We start from the raw sequence: 19,211 nt of genomic DNA, 5'->3' as shown, positions 1-19,211 counted from the left end.
CCAGTAGTGAACGCTCTGGGGGCATTTTTTATCGTATTGTTATTACATGAATAGTTATTGCATGAATAACATACCGCTAATGCTTTGGAGCATTTGTCAGCTTTAGAACCACCAAGCCCGCCACAAGCCCCCAAAATGCGCCGCCGATACCTAATAAAGTGATGCCAGAGCCGGTTAGTAAAAAGGTAACAATGGCAGCATCTCGCTGCCCACTATTTTCAAATGCATTCGCTAACCCCCCACTTAATGTGCCAAGTAACGCTATACCTGCCAGCGACATAACGAGGACGCTGGGAAGCGCATTGAAGATACCGGTAACTGTGCCCCCAAAGATTCCCATCGAGATATAGAACACGCCCGCTGCAACGCCTGCGGTATAGCGTTTAAGAGGGTTCGCATGGGCATCAGGCCCTATGCAGACTGCTGCGCTAATGGCCGCCATATTGAATGCATAGCCACCAAAGGGTGCAAGTAAAAGCGTAGCACCCCCTGTCCAACTAATGAGTGGCGAACTGTTTGGCTGATAGCCTGCTGCTCGCAGAACTGCTACGCCAGGTAAATTTTGAGTCGCCATGGTAATGACAAACAGAGGGATGCCAATGCTGATCAGTGTTGTCAGCGAGAAGGCTGGCGTAGTGAAAACGGGTACGGTAGGTGCTAACGGAATGCTGTGGACGTTTAGTTGGCCCTGCCAAAGGGCAATAGCAATGCCAATTAACAGCACGCCAGGCACTGCAAGCGTTGGCCAAAGGCGTCGACCTGCTACCCAAGCGGCCAACATGGCCAGTGGTAGTAGCCATTGGCTTTCCATAACGTTAAACAGCTCTAAGCCAAAGCGCAGCAGAATACCTGCTAGTAGTGCCGAGGCGATTGCGCTAGGGATATAACGCATCAAGCGCTCGAATAAACCTGTTACGCCGCATAGCGTAATGAGCAGCGCGGAGAATAGAAAGGCACCGATGGCTTCATCAAGTGGAATGCCAGGAAGATTAGTTGCCAAAAAAGCCGCGCCTGGCGTTGACCACGCGGTTAATAAAGGCATTCGATAGCGTAGCGATAAGCCTATTGAGGTTATGCCCATGCCAATGCCTAGTGCCCATAGCCAAGAGCTAATTTGCGCAGTGCTAGCACCTGCCGCGGCTGCCGCCTGGAAAATGATTGCCGCTGAGCTTGTGTAGCCGATAGTAACCGCAACGAAACCTGCGGTGACCGACGAGAGACTAATGTCTCGCCAAAATGCGGTTTTATGGCTTTTTGTGGGCTGCAGGGACGACGGGGCTTCCATGTATGTACCTCACTTGCGCTTAAAATATGCGTTATAACGCACAATGTGCAAGACTACCATTGTGCGCTATAGCGCACAATGGTCGGTTTACGCCCAAGTCGGTATGTTGTTATCTAACCAGCGTAATGAGCCGGATTAGGGACACTTGGAAAGCGAGGTGGATGGGCTTGCATATAGGCATAGCATGCCCGGAGAACGCGAATATCATCATACTTACCGCCTGCAAGCTGGAAACCAACGGGAAGCCCTTGTTCTGTGAATCCGCATGGCACCGATGCAGCAGGTTGTTGGCTGAGGTTAAAGGGGTAGCTAAAAGATGCCCATTCTTCCCAATCACGCATCTTGCTGCCGGGAGGCACTTCATGATTGATCTCAAAGGCCGGTAGTGACACGGCTGGCGTCATTAAAAGATGGTAGTGCTGATTAAAATATTCTAGGCGTTGCGTTAGCGCGGCTCGATCAGTTAATGCACGGAACAATTCAACTGCTGACCACGCTTCGGCTTGTTTTGCATTAGCGACCAAGCCTGGATCTAGCAATTCACGTTGCTCGCTGCTCATCTGTGACCACTGTTGCAATGAAGCGGTAAACCATAGCTTGCGAAAAGTATCGAGCGGAGAATCAAAGCCAGGATCTACCTCAACAACGTTTGCACCAAGATCTGCAAGCTTATCAGCCGCTTCTCTTACCCGCTGTGCTACTTGAGGATCCACCTTGGCAAAACCAAGATCTGCTGAAAAACCAATTCGCAAACCATCTAAACTTCTTCCTAAGTCTTCACCCCAGCAGCTAGGCTGGCCACGTGCTGCATAAGGGTCGCGATAATCATAGCGACCCATTACGTTAAGCATACTAACCGCATCTTCCACGGAGCGAGTAAGCGGGCCCAGATGGGAAAGACTTGGCTCCTTAGCCGGTGGCCACTGTGGTGTCCAGCCGAATGTAGGTTTAAAGCCAAAGACGCCGTTAAAGGCTGCAGGGATACGGATAGATCCGCCTGAGTCGCCGCCTTGATGTAAAACGCCCATATTAAGAGCTGCTGCCACTGCCGCACCGCCAGAGGAGCCACCAGCGGTTAGGCGTGTATCCCAGGGATTCGCGGTGGCCCCAAAAACGCGATTATCTGTCACTGCCTTCCACCCAAACTCAGGCGTATTGGTTTTTCCCAAAATAATGGCTCCTGCTTCACGCAGCATACGCGCAGGTGGGGCATCGGTATCACAGAGTGCCTCCGAAGTCGTCAATGAGCCCTCGCGGCAAGGCATGCCTGCCACCTGAGTCAGATCTTTTAGAGAAACTGGAATACCGTCTATTGGGCTTAATGGCTTTCCTTGGCCCCATCGTCTAGCAGACGCTTTAGCAGCACGTTCAGCCCCTTCAGCGTCAACATACACATAGGCATTTACTTGTTGGTTAAAGCTTTCAATTCGTTCAAGAGCTGCACGGGTAGCCTCTAAGGGGGAGGCTTTGCGGGATTTGAATAATTTAGCCAACGATTGCGCATCCATCAGGCCTAAATCATTGTCGTTCACGTGTCGCTCCTTGCAATTGAGGCTTAAAAGAGGTTGCTAAGCTAAATAACTAGCGTCACTACAAGCCTAGGCAAGTGGATGGAAGTCTGCAAAAGAGACCAAGATGCTCTCTAAGCAATGTGTTGCTTTTATTGATCAGTCGATACACTAGTATGCTTAACAAAAAGGAGACCACACATAGTGAGTGACCCCCATACCATTGCCGAGCACATTGCGGGAACCGTGAAAAAACTACGTAAAAATCGTGGTTGGAGCCTAGATCGCGCGGCGGGTGAAACGGGTGTGAGTAAAGCCATGCTGGGACAGATAGAGCGCGGTGAGTCTAGCCCTACCATCTCAACGCTTTGGAAGATTGCCAGTGGCTTTCGAGTGTCGTTTTCAACCCTGTTTGATGGTGATAAACCAGCGTTAGGCGAACTACATAGAGATGGCTGGGAGTCCGTTTGGGGCGATGATAGCGCGGGCATGCAAGCGCGGCTGCTTTTCCCTTATGACCCGCTGCTGGGCTTTGAAATGTTCATGATTGAGCTAGCGCCAGGGGCGATCAGTGAGTCCTCTCCCCACGCCAGCGGTGTGGTAGAACACATCGTCGTTGTCGAGGGTGAAATGGAGCTGCGCATAGACGAGCGCTGGCAAACGCTGCGGGTAGGCGAGGGACTGCGTTTTTTTGCAGATCGCCCACACGCCATGCGAAACAGCGCTACGACGCGGCTACGCTTTCATGATGTGATTCACTATTTGCCAGGCGCTGCGTCAGGCGCTTGAGCACCGGGCACTTGAGTACCGGGCACTTGAGTACCAGGTACTTGAGCACGTAGCCAATTGAGTTCGTCAGCCCAAATGCTGGGTTCGACGGTTTCCAAAATCATCGGTATGTCATGAATGCGTTCGTCTTGCATGATCGTTGTGAATGCATCCAATCCGATATTGCCTTTACCTAAGCTGTGGTGGCGGTCTACACGGCTTGCGAAGGTGCTCTTGGCATCGTTTAAATGCATACCGCGTAAATACTCAAAGCCGACCACCTTGCCTAGTTCATCCAATGTTGCCTTGGTGGCCTCGGCGGTGCGTAAGTCATACCCCGCGGCGAAGGCGTGACAAGTATCAATACAAACGCCAACACGCGTTTTATCATCGACGTGGGCAATAATTTCCGCTAAATGCTCGAAGCGCCAGCCGAGGTTGGTTCCTTGCCCAGCGGTGTTTTCAATCACTGCCGTGACACCTTGCGAGGCTAGCAGTGCTTCGTTGATGGAGTCTGCGATGCGCTTCAGACAGTCGTCTTCGCTAATTTTGTTCAGATGACTGCCAGGGTGGAAGTTCAATAACGTGAGGCCTAGTTGCTCACAGCGCTGCATTTCGTCTAAAAACGCAGCGCGTGATTTTTCAAGCCCAGCAGTTTCCGGGTGGCCTAAGTTAATTAGGTAGCTGTCGTGGGGTAAAATTTGTTCCGGACCAAAACCATAGGTTTGGCAGGCTTGTTTAAACGCTTCAATGGCCTCGTCGGTCAGTGGTTTACCTTTCCACTGTCGCTGGTTTTTGGTGAAGAGAGCAAAGCCGTTTGCGCCGATTTCTACCGCACGGAACACTGCTTGATCCGCGCCACCCGCTGCGCTTACATGGGCACCAAGATAGTGCATAGTTTTCCTTAGGTAGAGTATTGGGTAGTGGCGAATTTAACCGTGTCGACGTCGATTATTCAAATAGCGTTGAAATGCTACAGGCTCATCAGTAATCGCGCTGGCTATTCCCCATCCCCAGCGGCTTTCAAAAGCACTGGGGTCGTTGGCGGTATAGCATAAAATTTCATAGCCATCTCTGCGCATGGCAGCGGCCTGTGTGTGTTTTAAGCGCGGCCAATGAGGGTGAATACTAAAGGCATCGATGGCTTCACATTGGTCACGCCAAGTTGGCGGTGTGCTGCCAAACAGTACGCCTAACGCAAGTGTTTCTTTTGGTGCAATGTGGCGGCATCGAGCTAGCGCCCGAGCATCAAACGAGGACACAATCAGCCGTTCGGCGGGCAGTGTTGCTAATACGATTGGTAAGACGGTATCCACCAAGGCAATGGGGTCACGGCCTTTGTTTACCTTGATCTCTAAATTCACCCCCATGTTGAGTTCGTTCAATAGCGCCAGCATGGCCTCTAGACTTGCCATCTTTTCACCTGCAAACGTATCGCCAAACCAGCTGCCGACGTCAAGCTGTTGCGCATACTGCCATGTCAGGTTAGCAAGGTCGCCGCGGCTATCGGAGCAGCGGCTAATATCGCTATCGTGCCAGATAACAGGGGTGCCATCGCCCAAAAGCTGAACGTCCAATTCCACCCAGGTTGTCCCAGCTTGATGAGCGGCACGCACTGCCGTTAGGGTGTTTTCAGGTGCGGCGGCCGAGTATCCGCGATGGGCTATAAGCGTAGGCAAACAGATTGCTGGGTGCGTCATAGTCTGTCCGTTTGAGAGTAACCGATAAGCATTGTTATCAACATTTTTCAGATAGTCTAGCATGGGTGCATGACAGCACTATGTCCTGTATGACTGGCTAATTGCTTGATTTAGTGCGCACAACGCGGTTGGATAGCCAGCTAAGGCGTATCCAATAATTAACAATGGGAGTTTGCTTAGATGGCTAAACGCATTGAGTTTTCGAAAACGGGCGATTCAGGTGTGTTGGAGTGGGTCGACACCGAACCAAAGGCGCCCGGCAGCGGTGAAGTGCGTATTGCTAATAAAGCGGTAGGTCTGAATTTTATTGATATCTACTTTCGTACGGGGCTCTATCCTGCCCCATCTATGCCTTCCGGATTAGGCACTGAAGGGGCTGGGGTTGTCGATGCCGTGGGTGAAGGGGTTACCCATCTAAAAGAGGGTGACCGGGTAGCGTATGCACAAGGGCCATTGGGTGCCTATGCAGAGATGCATACATTGCCAGCGGCCAAGGTTATTAAGCTGCCGGACTTTATTGATTTTGAAACCGCTGCGGCCAGTATGCTGAAAGGCTTAACCGTACAGTATTTGCTGCGTCAAACTTATGAGTTAAAGGGTGGTGAGACCATTCTTTTTCATGCCGCTGCTGGAGGCGTTGGCTCGATTGCGTGCCAGTGGGCTAAAGCGCTAGGCGTTAAGCTTATCGGTACGGTTAGTTCAAAAGAGAAAGCAGACTTGGCAATGGCTAATGGTGCCTGGGCCACGATCAACTATAGCGAAGAGAATGTGGTAGATCGGGTGCGCGAGCTAACCAACGGTGAAATGTGCGATGTAGTTTACGACTCCGTCGGAAAAGACACCTGGGAAATGTCGTTAGATTGCCTAAAACCTCGTTCGTTAATGGTCAGCTTTGGTAATGCGTCTGGCCCAGTAGACGGGGTGAATATAGGTATTCTGAACCAAAAAGGCGCGCTCTTTGTAACCCGCCCAAGTTTGAACGGCTATGCTGACACCCGTGAACGCTTTGAAATGATGTGCGATGACTTTTTTGGCATGATCGAAAGCGGCAAACTTCGTATTGACGTAGCAAATCGCTACCCGCTTAAGGACGCAGGAAAGGCTCAAGATGCCCTGCAAAGTCGTCAAACAACAGGCTCAACGGTGCTACTACCTTAACGCTTTTAGGTGCATGGCTAAACGACCACTCTTTGTAGCCACTCTTTGCAACAACTCTTTGCCACATAGAGTGAGCTGTTTGGCTTAGTCGTTCTTTAGCTACTTTTTATGAATGCCTGGCCACGCCAGTAATGCCAGTCAGCTTTAACTGACTGGCATTAGGTCACGCCAGGCGTTTTATTGCTCTAACGTTCTTTTTCTTGTTGTGCTCTTCTAGGACTATACGGCCGTATGGCCATCATCTAATGTGTTGCTAATGAGTTGGCGCATCAGCCGAGCGTACCCAACACAAGGAGATGGACCCGCATGACAATGGAAAGCATTGGGCTGGCGCCCAGTACGTTGGTTTTTATCGTTTTGGGATTAACACTTGCCGCTTTTATGTGGGGTCGATTTCGCTATGATCTCGTTGCACTTGCGGCGTTGCTCGGTTCGGTAATGCTTGGGCTTGTGCCCACCGATGACGCTTTTAAAGGCTTTGGACATCCGGCCGTGATTACGGTGGCCGCTGTATTGGTCATTAGCCGAGGATTTGAGCGCTCTGGTGTTGTCGATATCATCGCCAATCAAGTGCTCAAAGTGGGTGAGCGGCTGCTGTTGCAGTTACTGGTATTAGTTGGCACGGTCGTGGTGCTTTCTGGGGTGATGAATAATGTCGGGGCGCTTGCACTGTTGTTACCGGTGGCGATGCGTCTTGCGCGTGAACATAATACGTCGCCATCGCTACTGTTAATGCCACTTGCTTTCGGCTCACTGCTAGGTGGCCTAACCACGCTGATTGGCACACCACCCAACATTATTATTGCCACATACCGGGGTAATATCACCGGTGAAAACTTCGGCATGTTCAGTTTTACCCCGGTGGGGGTGGCTGTTGCGCTAGTCGGTCTGGTGTTTATTGTGCTGGTGGGCTGGCGCTTAACGCCTAAGCGCAGCGGGCAGGCTTCAACCGAAGAAATGTTTGATACTGCTAATTATTTGGTTGAGCTAAAGGTGTCAGAAGAATCACAGGCTAATGGTCTGACACTCCAGCAACTTCATGATGAGCTAGAGGAGACTATCCCTATTCTTGCTGTGGTACGGGAAGATAATCGCCGCGCAGGGTACTCATTTCATGGGGTGCTTCGAGAGGGAGATATTTTGCTGCTGGAAGCAGGGCCTGATGAGCTTAAGCTGCTGGAAGATAAAGTAGGGTTGAGCGCCATTGCGGAACCAGAAGAAGATGAGAAAGACAGTGATGAGGCCGATAGTGAGCATGAGGCTTCACAACCGACGGATGAGCGCCAGCCTGTCAATACGGAAGGTCTGCAGCTTATTGAAGCGGTGGTGCGTAACGATTCAATGATGGTCAATCGAAGTGTACGCCAGCTGCGGTTAAATCAGCAGTTCGGGCTGCATTTAGTTGCGGTAGCTCGGGATGGGGGGCGTTTAAAGCAGCGTCTTCGAGACATTCGTTTTCAAACCGGTGATGTACTTTTGTTGCAAGGCAGTGAAAACGAAATCGCCGATAGCTTAGCGACCCTTGGGTGTTTGCCGCTGGCTAATCGTGAGCTTCACTTAGGTCAACCGCGAAAATTGGCGCTGTCGATCGGTATTTTTGCCCTCGCAATTATTGCAATGCTGTTTGATCTTCTTCCTGCCGCTGTTGCCATGAGTAGCGCGGCGTTGCTATCACTACTGATTGGTGTGCTTCCGCTAAGAGAAGGTTACCAAGCCATTGATGGTCCCGTTATTGTTCTCTTGGCGGCTATGCTGCCGGTGGGGGAAGCGCTTGAAACGAGCGGTGGCGCTGAAATTATTGCTGATGCATTACTACGATTCGGCGTTGAATGGCCCATTATTGTTTCATTGGCAGGGCTATTTATTCTCTCGATGTTGCTTTCCAATGTGGTCAATAATGCCGCTGCCGCATTGTTGATGGCGCCCATTGCCGCCAGTCTTGCAAGTGGTTTTGATGTATCACTTGATCCCTTTTTAATGATCGTGGCTGTCAGTGCCTCATGTGCCTTTCTAACGCCGATAGGCCACCAGTCCAATACGCTAGTGCTAGGCCCGGGCGGCTATCAGTTTGGAGATTATTGGAAGCTCGGTCTTCCACTTTCGTTAGTAGTGATGGTGGTCGCCATTCCTACCATTTTATGGGTCTGGCCGCTTTAATGGAGTAGATACTTAGCGATAAAATGGGGAGGGCTCAATGTTCGTATTATTGAATTTCGAAAATTTGCTACTCTATAGCCCATAGAGAACAGCACTTATACACCAATAAATAACGAACAGGCCGGGCTTATGAACCAACAGTTTCGCCAAGATGCCATCGTCGACCTGGTACGCCAGCATGGCTACATGAGCATCGAGCAGCTGACCGATCACTTTGCAGTGACGCCACAAACCATTCGTCGTGATTTAAACACGCTAGCAAACGAAGGGCGGGTTCGTCGTGTACATGGCGGTGTAGGCGTAGAATCAAGCACTGTTAACACCGCTTACAGCACGCGTAAGACGCTGCATTTAGAGGAGAAAGAGCGGATTGCTCATTGCTTAGCGCAGCAAATTCCTCATCACTCCTCACTATTTATTAATATCGGTACCAGTAACGAGATGATTGCTCAGGCGTTGCTTGAGCATCAGGGCTTAGAAATTATCACCAATAATCTGAACGTGGCAGCCATTCTTCAGCACAAAGAAGATTTCACAGTGATTATTGCCGGTGGGCAAGTCCGCTCACGCGATGGCGGTATTATCGGCGAAGCCACTATCGATTTTATCAATCAATTTAAAGTGGATTACGGGATCATCGGGATCAGCGGTATTGATGAGGATGGTTCGCTACTTGAATTTGATTACCAAGAAGTACGCGTTGCCCAAGCGATTATTGCCAATTCACGGCGCATTTATTTGGCTGCTGATTACTCTAAGTTTCATCGCAATCCGGTGGTGCGGCAGGGCAATATTTCCCAGCTCGATGCTTTATTCACTGATCGAAAACCTCCTGAATCGATTCAGCAGCTGTTATTACAGCATGGTGTCGCGCTGCATATCGCCTAAGCACGGTGCCTGATTTGAGGGAAGGTATGGCTATCGACGTGTTAAGGGTAAAGGAGAGTAGTTTCATACTTGAGCATTTGGGGCGGCTAGAGTAGCCTTGGATGATAATAAAGCGAAACAAAACATACAAAATCGAAAGAACCTACAACAAAGTGAACGTGATATGTCCTCCTTTATTCTCGCCATTGATCAAGGTACGACCAGCTCGCGCGCCATTTTATTTGACCGCCAAGGTCAAATAGAGGCGGTTGCTCAACAGGAATTCCCTCAGCACTTCCCCCAAGATGGGTGGATAGAGCATGATCCCGAAAATATTTGGGAGACTGTCGTTGCCACTTGTCGTGAGGTGCTCGAAAAGGCGAGTATTTCGCCAGAGCAGATTGATGGAATTGGCATTACTAACCAGCGTGAAACCACAGTGGTCTGGGATAGAGAGACGGGTAAGCCTCTCTATAATGCAATTGTTTGGCAAGACCGGCGCACTTCTGAACTTTGTCAAACACTCCGCGATCAAGGCCACACTGAGGCAGTGCAAGCGAAGACGGGCCTCTTGATAGACCCCTATTTTTCTGCCACTAAACTCGCCTGGATACTCGATAATGTAGAAGGTGCCCGTGAGCGAGCGCAGCGGGGTGAATTACTCTTTGGCACTATCGATACCTTTTTGATTTGGCGGTTAACCAACGGCAAGCAACACGTCACTGATGCCACCAACGCATCGCGAACCGCCATTTTTAATATCCATAATCAAACATGGGACGATGAGCTATTAGCGTTGTTTAACGTTCCTGCCAACATGCTGCCCGAGGTAAAAGATTCCAGCGATGATTTTGGTATTACTGACGCGCATTGGTTAGGGGCGTCTATCCCTATCGCAGGTGTGGCAGGCGATCAGCAGGCCGCGCTAGTGGGGCAAGCGTGCTTTCAGCCAGGAATGGGCAAAAGCACCTATGGCACCGGGTGTTTTATGATCGTGAACACCGGAGATACGCCGTCGGTATCACGAAATCGCCTGTTGACCACCATTGGTTACCGAATTAATGGCAAGCCGACCTATGCGATGGAAGGCAGTATTTTCGTTGCTGGGGCGACTGTGCAGTGGCTACGCGATGGGTTGAACCTGTTTGCAGATGCGTCAGAGACAGAAGCGCTTGCCAAAGAAACCCGCAGCGGACATAGCGTGTACTTGGTTCCGGCTTTTACTGGCTTGGGTGCACCCCATTGGGACCCTAAAGCGCGAGGGGCAATTTTTGGCCTCACTCGGGATACCGGTATTGCCGAAATTGTTGCGGCGGGGCTCCAGGCGGTGTGTTACCAGACCCGTGACCTTCAGCATTGCATGAACGACGATATGGAAGCCACGCCGGGTAATCTACGTGTCGATGGTGGCATGGTGAAAAACAGTTGGGTGATGCAGTTTTTAGCCGATATGCTCGACGTTCAGGTGGATAGACCCACTATTCTTGAAACGACAGCACTAGGAGCCGCTTACTTAGCAGGCTTGCGCTTGGGTTGGTATGACACGCTTGAAGAAATTGAGCAACTCTGGCGCTGCGAGAAGAGCTTTACACCTAAAATGGAAGAATCGACTCGGGAGGCGTTATACCAGGGTTGGTTAGACGCCGTAAATCGCGTACGTTCTAATTAACAACAGTTTTAATTGGTTACTTTAATACGCAAAAGCCGCTATCGATGATAGCGGCTTTTTAATGTCGTTGATGGTTGTTTAGTGAGTGTGCTGTGGCTCTGCTTGCGCAACGAACGGCTGTGAGGTGTCACGATTTTCAGCAAAGTAGGTGGCGAAACGCTCTTCCGCTTGGTCCCCGAACAGAACACGACACGCTTCTTTCAGCCCCTTAGAGTGGCGCAGCTGTTCATGGTGAACAACCAATGAAACTTTGGCTCTTCGGCGCAGGAAGTCCTCTAGCTGCGTAATCATTTCGTGGTCTCGAGCATGCTCTAGTTCACAGCGAATATATTCGGTGCCTTCAATAAGAATGTCGGCTTCCGCAGGATCCTGACGGATTTTTTCTAGCATTTGCATGGCCTGTTCTGCATAACGACGCCACAGCCTGGAAGAGAGCGGCTCGGTTGACGTCGGAGCGGTCATCGCATCCAGGTTCATCCGTTTAGCCTGATCCATAAACTGTTGTTTAACAGGCTCTGGCGGTTCGCCATACCAGCGATAGTTGATATCGCTGAGATTGACACCTAGGCGGACCACTTCTTCTGCGATTTCATCACCTACGTTCAAACAGTCGGTTAATTTACCGCCAAAAATACTAATGTGAGCGCTATCCGCATTGGTATCGATCACATGCTTACGCGACAGTTGGAGAAAATCGCGATCGCTACCTTGATCCGCTTTGATAGCTAGCGGCCGAACACCGCAGCGTGTTGAAATAATATCGTCTTGGGTAAGCGGCTTTTCTAACGTTAGGCGCTTATTGATATTTTCCAATACAAACTCGATGTCTTCAGCTGTGACATCTACCTCTGGGTGCTCCATATGCGTATCAGTGGTGCCGATGCAGGTGCGATTACCCATGGGAATGACAAAGAACAGTCGTCCATCGTCGGCAAAAAACGCAAGCACCCGCTTAGTTTCCGTCAATTGCGGAACGATCAGATGGATACCTTTTGAGTAGAGATGTTGATGAGAGGTTTTCTCACCAGTGAGTGCGTTGTGCTGGTCTACCCAGGGGCCAGCAGCATTAATTAATACTTTGGAACGGATGTTAAATGTGCTGCCATCCATGACATTGCGGGCCTTGGTGACCCAGTGTTGTCCCTCGCGTTCAGCACCAAGAGACTCAACATAATTGGCTGCAATTGCCCCATAGTTAAGCGAATGACGAACAAAATTAAATACAAATCGGGCATCGTTATCGTGTAAGTAGGCATCTGAGTATTCAAACCCACCTACTGAGCCTTCGACATCAATAATTGGCTCTTCTTGCTTAATGTTCTTAGGAGACAGTAAACGAGGTAACTTGGTAAACCCGTTCCCCATGAGCCAATAGAGCCAGGTGCCTGCCCATAAATATTTCGGTGAATGGCGGAAGCCTTTACTGATAGTGGTAAGAAAGCGAATTTCCTGAACCGTAGAAGGGTAACTTTTAATCAAGTGATTACGGCTTTTGCACAGTTTGCGTACTAATGCGAAATCCTTGCTTTCCATATACTTAATGCCTCCCCAAACTAAATTAGAGGAGTGCATACTGGTGCTTCCCGCAAAATCACCGCGGTCTATTAAGGCGACTTTAGCACCTTTGCCAGCAAGCGCGGCTGCGGTTGCTGCACCGTTAATGCCGCCACCGATGATTAGTGCGTCAAAGTCGTCAGTGTGCAATTTCTCGATATTCCGGTTACGCAGTTTCATAGCGGTTCCAATTAACAAAGAAAAAGCCCCGTGTTTAGGTAGCGGTTTCAACATGACAACAAAGCAATAAGCCTATGTAGACCAGCGAGCCCTGCTGTTATTTGCTCGCCGCTGATGAAACCTAGTTTTTGAGCTTAATAGAGCGGGCCGAAGCCCGCCCTAACTGGATTAACGGGTACCCGCTTCCATCCAGGCTTCCATCATTTCATCGTAAGGAACGGTGGTTCCTTGCGGCATTTCATCATCAAGCTTTTGTTTGGGAGAGCCTTCTTGATCCAGCCAGTATTGCGGGTCGCGCTCTTCGTTAAGCACCGGGGCGTAGCTATCGAAGACGTTCGCGCGAGCTAAGCGATGCATGGTGTTATCCATATCTGACGCTAGCTTATCCAAGCCCTCTTGAGGGGTAACTTCGCCGCTCATTACCGGCGCTAGGTTTTGCCACCATAACGGAGCCATACGCGGATAGTCGGGTACGTTGGTGCCTGTAGGTGTCCAGTTGGATTCGTTGGGGCTGCGGTAGAACTCAACTAAACCACCAAGCTTAGGTGCCATTTCAGTCATCTGCTCAGAGAAAATGTCAGATTCACGAATCGGCGTTAGGCCAGCCATTAGCTTTTCAAGAGAGGTTGTTTTAGACACTGTGAACTGGGCAAATAGCCAGGCAGCGGTTCGACGGTCCTCAGGTGTAGAGTCAAAGAATGTCCATGCGCCTACATCTTGATAGCCCACTTTCATACCTTCTTCCCAGTAAGGACCGGTAGGTGACGGCGCCATACGCCAAAGTGGATTGCCTTCATCATCAGTTACTGCCACAGCAGGATCTGTCATGTCTGCGGTGAAAGCGGTGTACCAGAAAATTTGCTGAGCAATGTGACCTTGAGCAGGGACTGGGCCTGCTTCACCAAAGGTCATGCCCTGCGCTTCAGCTGGTGCAAAGTCACGTAGCCAGTCAACAGCTTTTTGCATGGCAAAGACAGAAGCGGGTGAGTTGGTTGCACCGCCACGGCTAACGCTGGCGCCTACAGGTTGGCTATCTTCGTTAACACGAATGCCCCAGTCATCGACTGGATTGCCTGACGGCACGCCTGGGCTACCCATACCTGCCATTGAAAGCCAGGAGTCGTGGAAGCGCCAGCCAAGCGATGGATCACGACGGCCGTAGTCCATGTGGCCATAGACGGTAGTGCCGTCGATTTCACCAACATGCTCGGTAAAGAACTCGGCAATATCTTCGTAAGCTGTCCAATTCGTGGGTACACCAAGATCATAGCCATAAATCTCACGGAACTGATCTTGCAGATCTTCACGCTGGAACCAGTCATAACGGAACCAGTAAAGGTTTGCGAATTGCTGAGTGGGTAGCTGGAATAAGCTGCCATCGGGGCCGGTGCCGTATTGCAAGCCAATGAAGTCGTCTAGGTCCAGCGTGGGTAGTGTGTAGTCAGCCCATTCGTTTTCCATTGCCTCGGTGAGGTTGATGGTGGTGCCGTAACGAATGTGCGTGCCGATAGAGTCAGTGTCATTCACAAAACCGTCGTAAATGCTGTTACCTGACTGCATCTGGTTTTGCATCGTATCAACGACGTCGCCTTCGCCGATAATATTGTGAGTAATATTGATACCGGTTAGCTCACTGAATGCTTCTGCCAGCACTTCACTTTCATAGACGTGGGTGGTCAAACCTTCTGCGACAGTTTGAATGTCCATGCCGCGGAAAGGCTCCGCTGCTTTTGCAAACCAAAGAAGTTCTTCGATTTGCTCTTCACGACTCAAGGTTGAGTTTTGGAAGTGTTCGTCGACCAAGCGCTCCGCAATTGCCCGCGCATCGTGATCGTCGGCCATCAGTGTCCCCGATGCGAGCATTAGGCTGGCGGCGAGGGTAGTAAGTTTGAACTTGTTATTGCGCATGTTGACCTCGTTTTGTTGTGCTCTTCCCTGATATCTTGAGCGTCCTTGATACTGCCGTACTTAACGCCAGGGCTAACCCCAGCGCATTAACACCAGCAGCCATACCGCTGAAAGTGCTAGTGCAATCCAAATTGAAATCGACGTGAACCCAATGAAGCCCAAGTGAATAAACGCGGCAGATAGCAGGCCGATAAACAGCCGATCACCGCGAGTGGTGCTAATGGGTAAAAAACCTTTGCGTTCCACCGTGGGAGACAAGAGTTCCCATAGCGTCATGCCTGCAAGCATTGCTGCTATCGATGAAAAGAAAATGGCCGTAGGGGGAGTCCATACCATCCAAGACATAATGACTGCTCCTTAGGTGCGGCCCAGGGCAAAGCCCTTGGCGATATGGTTGCGAACGAAATAGACCACCAAAATGCCAGGTATGATGGTTAATACCCCGGCAGCAGCCAGCGTTCCCCAATCAATACCCGAGGCCGTTGAGGTGCGGGTCATGATCATGCCAATCGGCTGAGCATCGGTGGCGGTCAGCGTGCGGGCTAGCAGTAGTTCTACCCAAGAGAACATGAATAAGAAGAACAGCGTGACACCAATCCCTGAGCGAATCATGGGAATGAAAATTTTGACGAAGAATTTAGGGAAGCTATAGCCATCGATATAAGCTGTTTCGTCAATCTCTTTGGGTACGCTGCTCATAAAGCCTTCTAATATCCAGATCGCGAGCGGAATGTTAAATAGGCAGTGAGCCAGTGCTACCGCGATGTGAGTATCGAATAAACCAACTGAGTAGTAGAGCTGGAAGTAGGGCAGCAAAAATACTGCTGGGGGAGCCATCAAGTTGGTAAGCAGCCAGAAGAACAAATGCTTATCGCCAATAAAGGTGTAGCGACTGAATGCGTAAGCCGCAGGCAACGCCACACAAATGGTGATGAGCATATTCATGGCAACATAAAGCATCGAGTTAACGTAGCCCATGTACCAACTTGAATTGGTAAAGATCCTGATATAGTTATCAAACGTTATATTTTGCGGCCACAGCGTCATGGAGCCGAGAATTTCGCTATTAGTTTGCAGCGACATATTGATTAGCCAGTAAATTGGCAAAATCATTAAAAACAAGTAAAGACCTAACAATAGCCGCGAACGAAGCCGACTCCGCGCGTTGCGTTTACGCCGTTGAGCAGGCGTCGTACGGCTAAATATGGTGTTATATTTTTCACCCTGCTGGGTATTTTCTAAGCGGTACATATCATGCTCCCCCGTGCGGGTTCTTATCTTTTTGCATGTGCATGATGGTGGTGTAGAACACCCAGCTCACCAGCAAAATGACCAGGAAGTAAATGATCGAGAACGCGGCGGAAGGCCCCAGATCCTGCTGGCCAATGGCCATAGTGGCTAGCGACTGACTGAGGAAGGTAGTAGAGCTGCCTGGGCCGCCACCGGTAAGTACGAACGGTTCGGCGTAGATCATGAACGAGTGCATAAAGCGCAGTAGTACGGCGATGACCAGTACATTGGTAAGTTTCGGCAATTGAATATAGCGAAACACGGCCCATTTTGAGGCACGGTCGATCCGGGCTGCTTGGTAGTAGGCTTCTGGAATAGAGCGCAGTCCGCTATAGCAAAGCATTGCTACCAGCGGTGTCCAGTGCCAAACGTCCATTAAAATGATGGTGGCCCAGGCATCACCAGCGTTGCGGGTGATGTTGTAATTAATGCCTAGCTCGCGAAGCCCCCAGCCCATTAACCCAATATCGCCACGGGTAAAGATTTGCCAGATGCTGCCTACAACGTTCCAAGGAATCAGCAGTGGCAGGGTTATCAAAATCAATACGGCAGAGGCCTGCCAGCCGCGCTTCGGCATAATCAGTGCGATGGCGATACCCAGTGGGACCTGAATAGCCAGAATCGTCAGTGAGAAGATAATTTGCCTGATAAATGCTGCCCGTAGAGCAGAGTCATTGAGCATGGTTTGAAACCACTCAGTACCCGTAAAGAAGCGGGCATTTGGCCCCAATACGTCTTGTACGGAGTAGTTCACCACGGTCATTAACGGAATGATGGCTGAAAAGGCCACCAGCACCAGCATGGGGAGAACTAGCAGCCACGCTCGGTTATTGCGTACTTTGTTATTCATGACCGATCTCCACCAGGTATTCATCGATATAGAGGCCGATATGCTGGTCAGAAAACCCAGCAAATGCGGATTCGTTGATCGCTGTGTGTCCTTCGGGGAGGCGCGCCTTAAATAGCTGGCCGTTTAGCTTGAAACTCAACAAAGAATAAGTGCCAAGGTCTTGGAGGTTAACGACGTTAATGGGCAACGTATTCGGCCCGGGAGAGTTAGAGACGGTAATAAACTCAGGGCGGATGCCAAGCTTGATGTTACTAGACGGTGCTGAGGCTACGTGATGAGCAATCGCACTGTTAACAGGCAGCGGTTGGTTACCGAACATAACGTTACCGTCATGATGGGAGACCTCCATAAAGTTCATGCCTGGGCTACCAATAAAGTAGCCGACGAACGTATGGGCTGGTTTTTCGAACAGCTCACGGGGCGTGCCGAACTGGACCACTTGACCGCCATACATCACCGCGATTTTATCCGCAAAGGTGGATGCTTCTAGCTGGTCATGAGTCACGTAGATCATGGTGATATTAAATCGCTCATGAATCTCTTTGAGTTTACGGCGTAGCTTCCACTTTAATTGTGGATCGATAACAGTGAGTGGTTCATCAAACAAAATCGCCGAAACATCGTCGCGAACAAGGCCGCGGCCCATGGAGACTTTTTGCTTCTCATCTGCCGTCAGATTTTTGGCCTTGCGTGATAGCAGCGGCGTCAAGTCGAGGATGTCCGCTACTTCTTGAACTTTAGGATCAACCTTATATTCAGGTGTGTTCATATTCCGCAGCGGAAAGGCTAGGTTGTCATACACCGTCATGGTGTCGTAGATCACTGGAAACTGGAAAACCTGGGCGATATTGCGTTCTTCGGGCGGCAGCTCGTTAACGCGCTGACCATCAAAGAGTACGTCGCCTTCGGAGGGCTCCAGGAGACCGGAAATAATGTTCAGTAATGTGGATTTACCGCAGCCTGAAGGGCCGAGTAGGGCATAAGCACCACCTTGATGCCATACATGATCCATTTGGCGGATCGCATAATCATCGCTGCCAGATGGCGTTTTAGTATAGCTGTGGGCTAGTCCCTTAAGCGTAATCTCAGCCATGGGCGGCTCCCCCTTGTGCTAGGGGCACATGAACGGTACTGCCATTTTTATCAAACGCATAGAGGTGATGCGTTGGAAAATAGACATTGATAGTGTCGTTCATGTTGAACTCGTGAATACCTGTAAGGTGGAGTACTAGCGGGAAGTGTTCATGGCGCACGTGTAAAAACGTTTCCGAGCCACTGATTTCAGCCACATCAACTTGCACAGGGAGTTCCAGATCATCGTCTGATTGAGGCGTTAAGTTGATATGAGAAGCTCGCACACCGAAGTCGTAGTCGCCGGGTGGTAAGCGTTGCAATCCTGCATCACAGGGAAAGTGTATGGTTTGGTCAAAAGTGATTTCTGATGCGGTTAGCTTGCCTGGCACAATGTTGATCGGTGGCTCTGAGAACATTTCAGCACTGTGACGACCGTTAGGTTTTCGATAAACCTGCTCAGTTGGACCGTATTGCAACAGCTTACCTTCATGTAGAACGGCCGTGTTGCCTCCCAACGCAAGTGCTTCATTAGGCTCCGTGGTGGCATAGACAGCAATACAGTTGCGGGCTTTAAACAGCTCGCGCAGTTCATCCCGAAGTTCTTCTCGAAGTTTATAATCAAGGTTGACCAAGGGTTCGTCGAACAGAATCAAGTCAGCATCTTTCACAAGCGCGCGCCCCATGGCAGTTCGCTGCTGCTGACCGCCAGAAAGCTCTTGTGGGTAGCGATCTAACAAATGCTCGATGTGAAGCATTTCAGCGATACTGTTGACACGCTGATCAATTTCTTGCTGCGGCGTTTTAGCAAGCTTTAAAGGGGATGCGATGTTGTCTCGTACGGTTAAGCTTGGGTAGTTGATGAACTGCTGATACACCATGGAGACATTACGGTTGCGGACGGATACGCCCGTGACATCCTTGCCATCCATGTAGATTCGCCCCCGGGTAGGTTGCTCCAACCCCGCCATTAAACGCATGAGCGTTGTTTTACCTGCTAGAGTTCGCCCTAGCAGCACATTGAAAGAACCCGGCTCCAGCTCGAGGTTTACACCACTGATGTGGGATTCACCACCGACGATGTGGTCGATATTTTGCAGATGTAAGGACATGCCGATCTCGCTAACGTCATTGTTATAGATAAATGTTATTGGTAGAGGTCTTGCGTTGATCGCTATTGAAAAGTGAAGCAATGGTCGCTTATTCGAGATGTTAGCCTTGGCTGTTTGCAATTTATTGTCAGCCA

General features: G+C 50.2%; 16 protein-coding genes. 5 read left to right on the top strand and 11 right to left on the bottom strand.

From position 1 onward, the window contains the following. Window positions 1-76 precede the first annotated feature (76 nt). Entirely contained in the window at window positions 77-1,285 is a 1,209-nt protein-coding gene (locus B6A39_RS10660; protein ID WP_083005273.1) for a benzoate/H(+) symporter BenE family transporter, read from the bottom strand. Window positions 1,286-1,398: 113 nt separating this feature from the next. Next, a complete protein-coding gene (locus tag B6A39_RS10655) occupies window positions 1,399-2,817 on the bottom strand; it encodes an amidase (protein WP_083005269.1) in 1,419 nt (472 codons plus the stop codon). Between the two features lie 177 nt (window positions 2,818-2,994). Between B6A39_RS10655 and B6A39_RS10650 the strand changes: the two genes are divergently transcribed. Beyond that, the gene (locus B6A39_RS10650) at window positions 2,995-3,582 is read left to right on the top strand and encodes a helix-turn-helix domain-containing protein (protein WP_083005266.1); all 588 of its coding nucleotides are present in this window, start codon (window positions 2,995-2,997) and stop codon (window positions 3,580-3,582) included. On the opposite strand, the gene nfo is transcribed toward B6A39_RS10650, so the two are convergent. Then, window positions 3,552-4,457, bottom strand: coding sequence for a deoxyribonuclease IV (gene nfo / locus B6A39_RS10645; protein ID WP_083005263.1), 906 nt, complete (start codon window positions 4,455-4,457; stop codon window positions 3,552-3,554). The genes B6A39_RS10650 and nfo overlap by 31 nt on opposite strands. Window positions 4,458-4,493: 36 nt before the next feature. Then, the gene (locus B6A39_RS10640) at window positions 4,494-5,261 is read right to left on the bottom strand and encodes a glycerophosphodiester phosphodiesterase family protein (protein ID WP_083005260.1); all 768 of its coding nucleotides are present in this window, start codon (window positions 5,259-5,261) and stop codon (window positions 4,494-4,496) included. Between the two features lie 180 nt (window positions 5,262-5,441). Between B6A39_RS10640 and B6A39_RS10635 the strand changes: the two genes are divergently transcribed. The 4 genes from B6A39_RS10635 (at window position 5,442) to glpK (ending at window position 11,112) form a co-directional block, all read left to right on the top strand. After that, a complete protein-coding gene (locus B6A39_RS10635; protein WP_083005256.1) occupies window positions 5,442-6,419 on the top strand; it encodes an NADPH:quinone reductase in 978 nt (325 codons plus the stop codon). A 306-nt stretch (window positions 6,420-6,725) separates the two neighbouring features. After that, window positions 6,726-8,576: an SLC13 family permease gene (locus tag B6A39_RS10630; RefSeq protein WP_083005252.1), complete on the top strand. Its 1,851-nt coding sequence runs from the start codon at window positions 6,726-6,728 to the stop codon at window positions 8,574-8,576. A gap of 129 nt (window positions 8,577-8,705) precedes the next feature. Continuing rightward, window positions 8,706-9,464, top strand: coding sequence for a DeoR/GlpR family transcriptional regulator (locus B6A39_RS10625; RefSeq protein ID WP_083005248.1), 759 nt, complete (start codon window positions 8,706-8,708; stop codon window positions 9,462-9,464). A 163-nt stretch (window positions 9,465-9,627) separates the two neighbouring features. Further along, a complete protein-coding gene (gene glpK / locus B6A39_RS10620) occupies window positions 9,628-11,112 on the top strand; it encodes a glycerol kinase GlpK (RefSeq protein ID WP_083005244.1) in 1,485 nt (494 codons plus the stop codon). 78 nt (window positions 11,113-11,190) lie between these two features. Here glpK and B6A39_RS10615 read toward each other — a convergent pair whose 3' ends face one another. From B6A39_RS10615 to B6A39_RS10585, 7 genes are all read right to left on the bottom strand, one after another. After that, window positions 11,191-12,846: a glycerol-3-phosphate dehydrogenase/oxidase gene (locus B6A39_RS10615; protein WP_083005240.1), complete on the bottom strand. Its 1,656-nt coding sequence runs from the start codon at window positions 12,844-12,846 to the stop codon at window positions 11,191-11,193. A gap of 168 nt (window positions 12,847-13,014) precedes the next feature. Next, a complete protein-coding gene (locus B6A39_RS10610) occupies window positions 13,015-14,754 on the bottom strand; it encodes an ABC transporter substrate-binding protein (protein WP_083005236.1) in 1,740 nt (579 codons plus the stop codon). 72 nt (window positions 14,755-14,826) lie between these two features. Continuing rightward, the gene (locus tag B6A39_RS10605; RefSeq protein WP_083005232.1) at window positions 14,827-15,099 is read right to left on the bottom strand and encodes a DUF2160 domain-containing protein; all 273 of its coding nucleotides are present in this window, start codon (window positions 15,097-15,099) and stop codon (window positions 14,827-14,829) included. Window positions 15,100-15,111: 12 nt separating this feature from the next. Next, complete coding sequence (locus B6A39_RS10600) at window positions 15,112-16,005, bottom strand: carbohydrate ABC transporter permease (RefSeq protein ID WP_083005228.1); 894 nt, start codon at window positions 16,003-16,005, stop codon at window positions 15,112-15,114. Between the two features lies 1 nt (window position 16,006). Next, on the bottom strand, window positions 16,007-16,894 hold the full coding sequence (locus B6A39_RS10595) for a carbohydrate ABC transporter permease (RefSeq protein ID WP_083005225.1): 888 nt from the start codon (window positions 16,892-16,894) through the stop codon (window positions 16,007-16,009). Beyond that, on the bottom strand, window positions 16,887-17,987 hold the full coding sequence (locus B6A39_RS10590) for an ABC transporter ATP-binding protein (RefSeq protein ID WP_083005221.1): 1,101 nt from the start codon (window positions 17,985-17,987) through the stop codon (window positions 16,887-16,889). Before B6A39_RS10590 ends, B6A39_RS10595 begins: the two co-directional genes overlap by 8 nt. Continuing rightward, on the bottom strand, window positions 17,980-19,077 hold the full coding sequence (locus B6A39_RS10585; RefSeq protein ID WP_083005218.1) for an ABC transporter ATP-binding protein: 1,098 nt from the start codon (window positions 19,075-19,077) through the stop codon (window positions 17,980-17,982). Before B6A39_RS10585 ends, B6A39_RS10590 begins: the two co-directional genes overlap by 8 nt. Window positions 19,078-19,211 lie beyond the last annotated feature (134 nt).

This window comes from Halomonas sp. GT (genome assembly GCF_002082565.1).
Classification (GTDB): domain Bacteria; phylum Pseudomonadota; class Gammaproteobacteria; order Pseudomonadales; family Halomonadaceae; genus Vreelandella.
The sequence above is the reverse complement of the archived record's forward strand: the minus strand, read 5'-3'. Positions and strand labels throughout refer to the sequence as shown.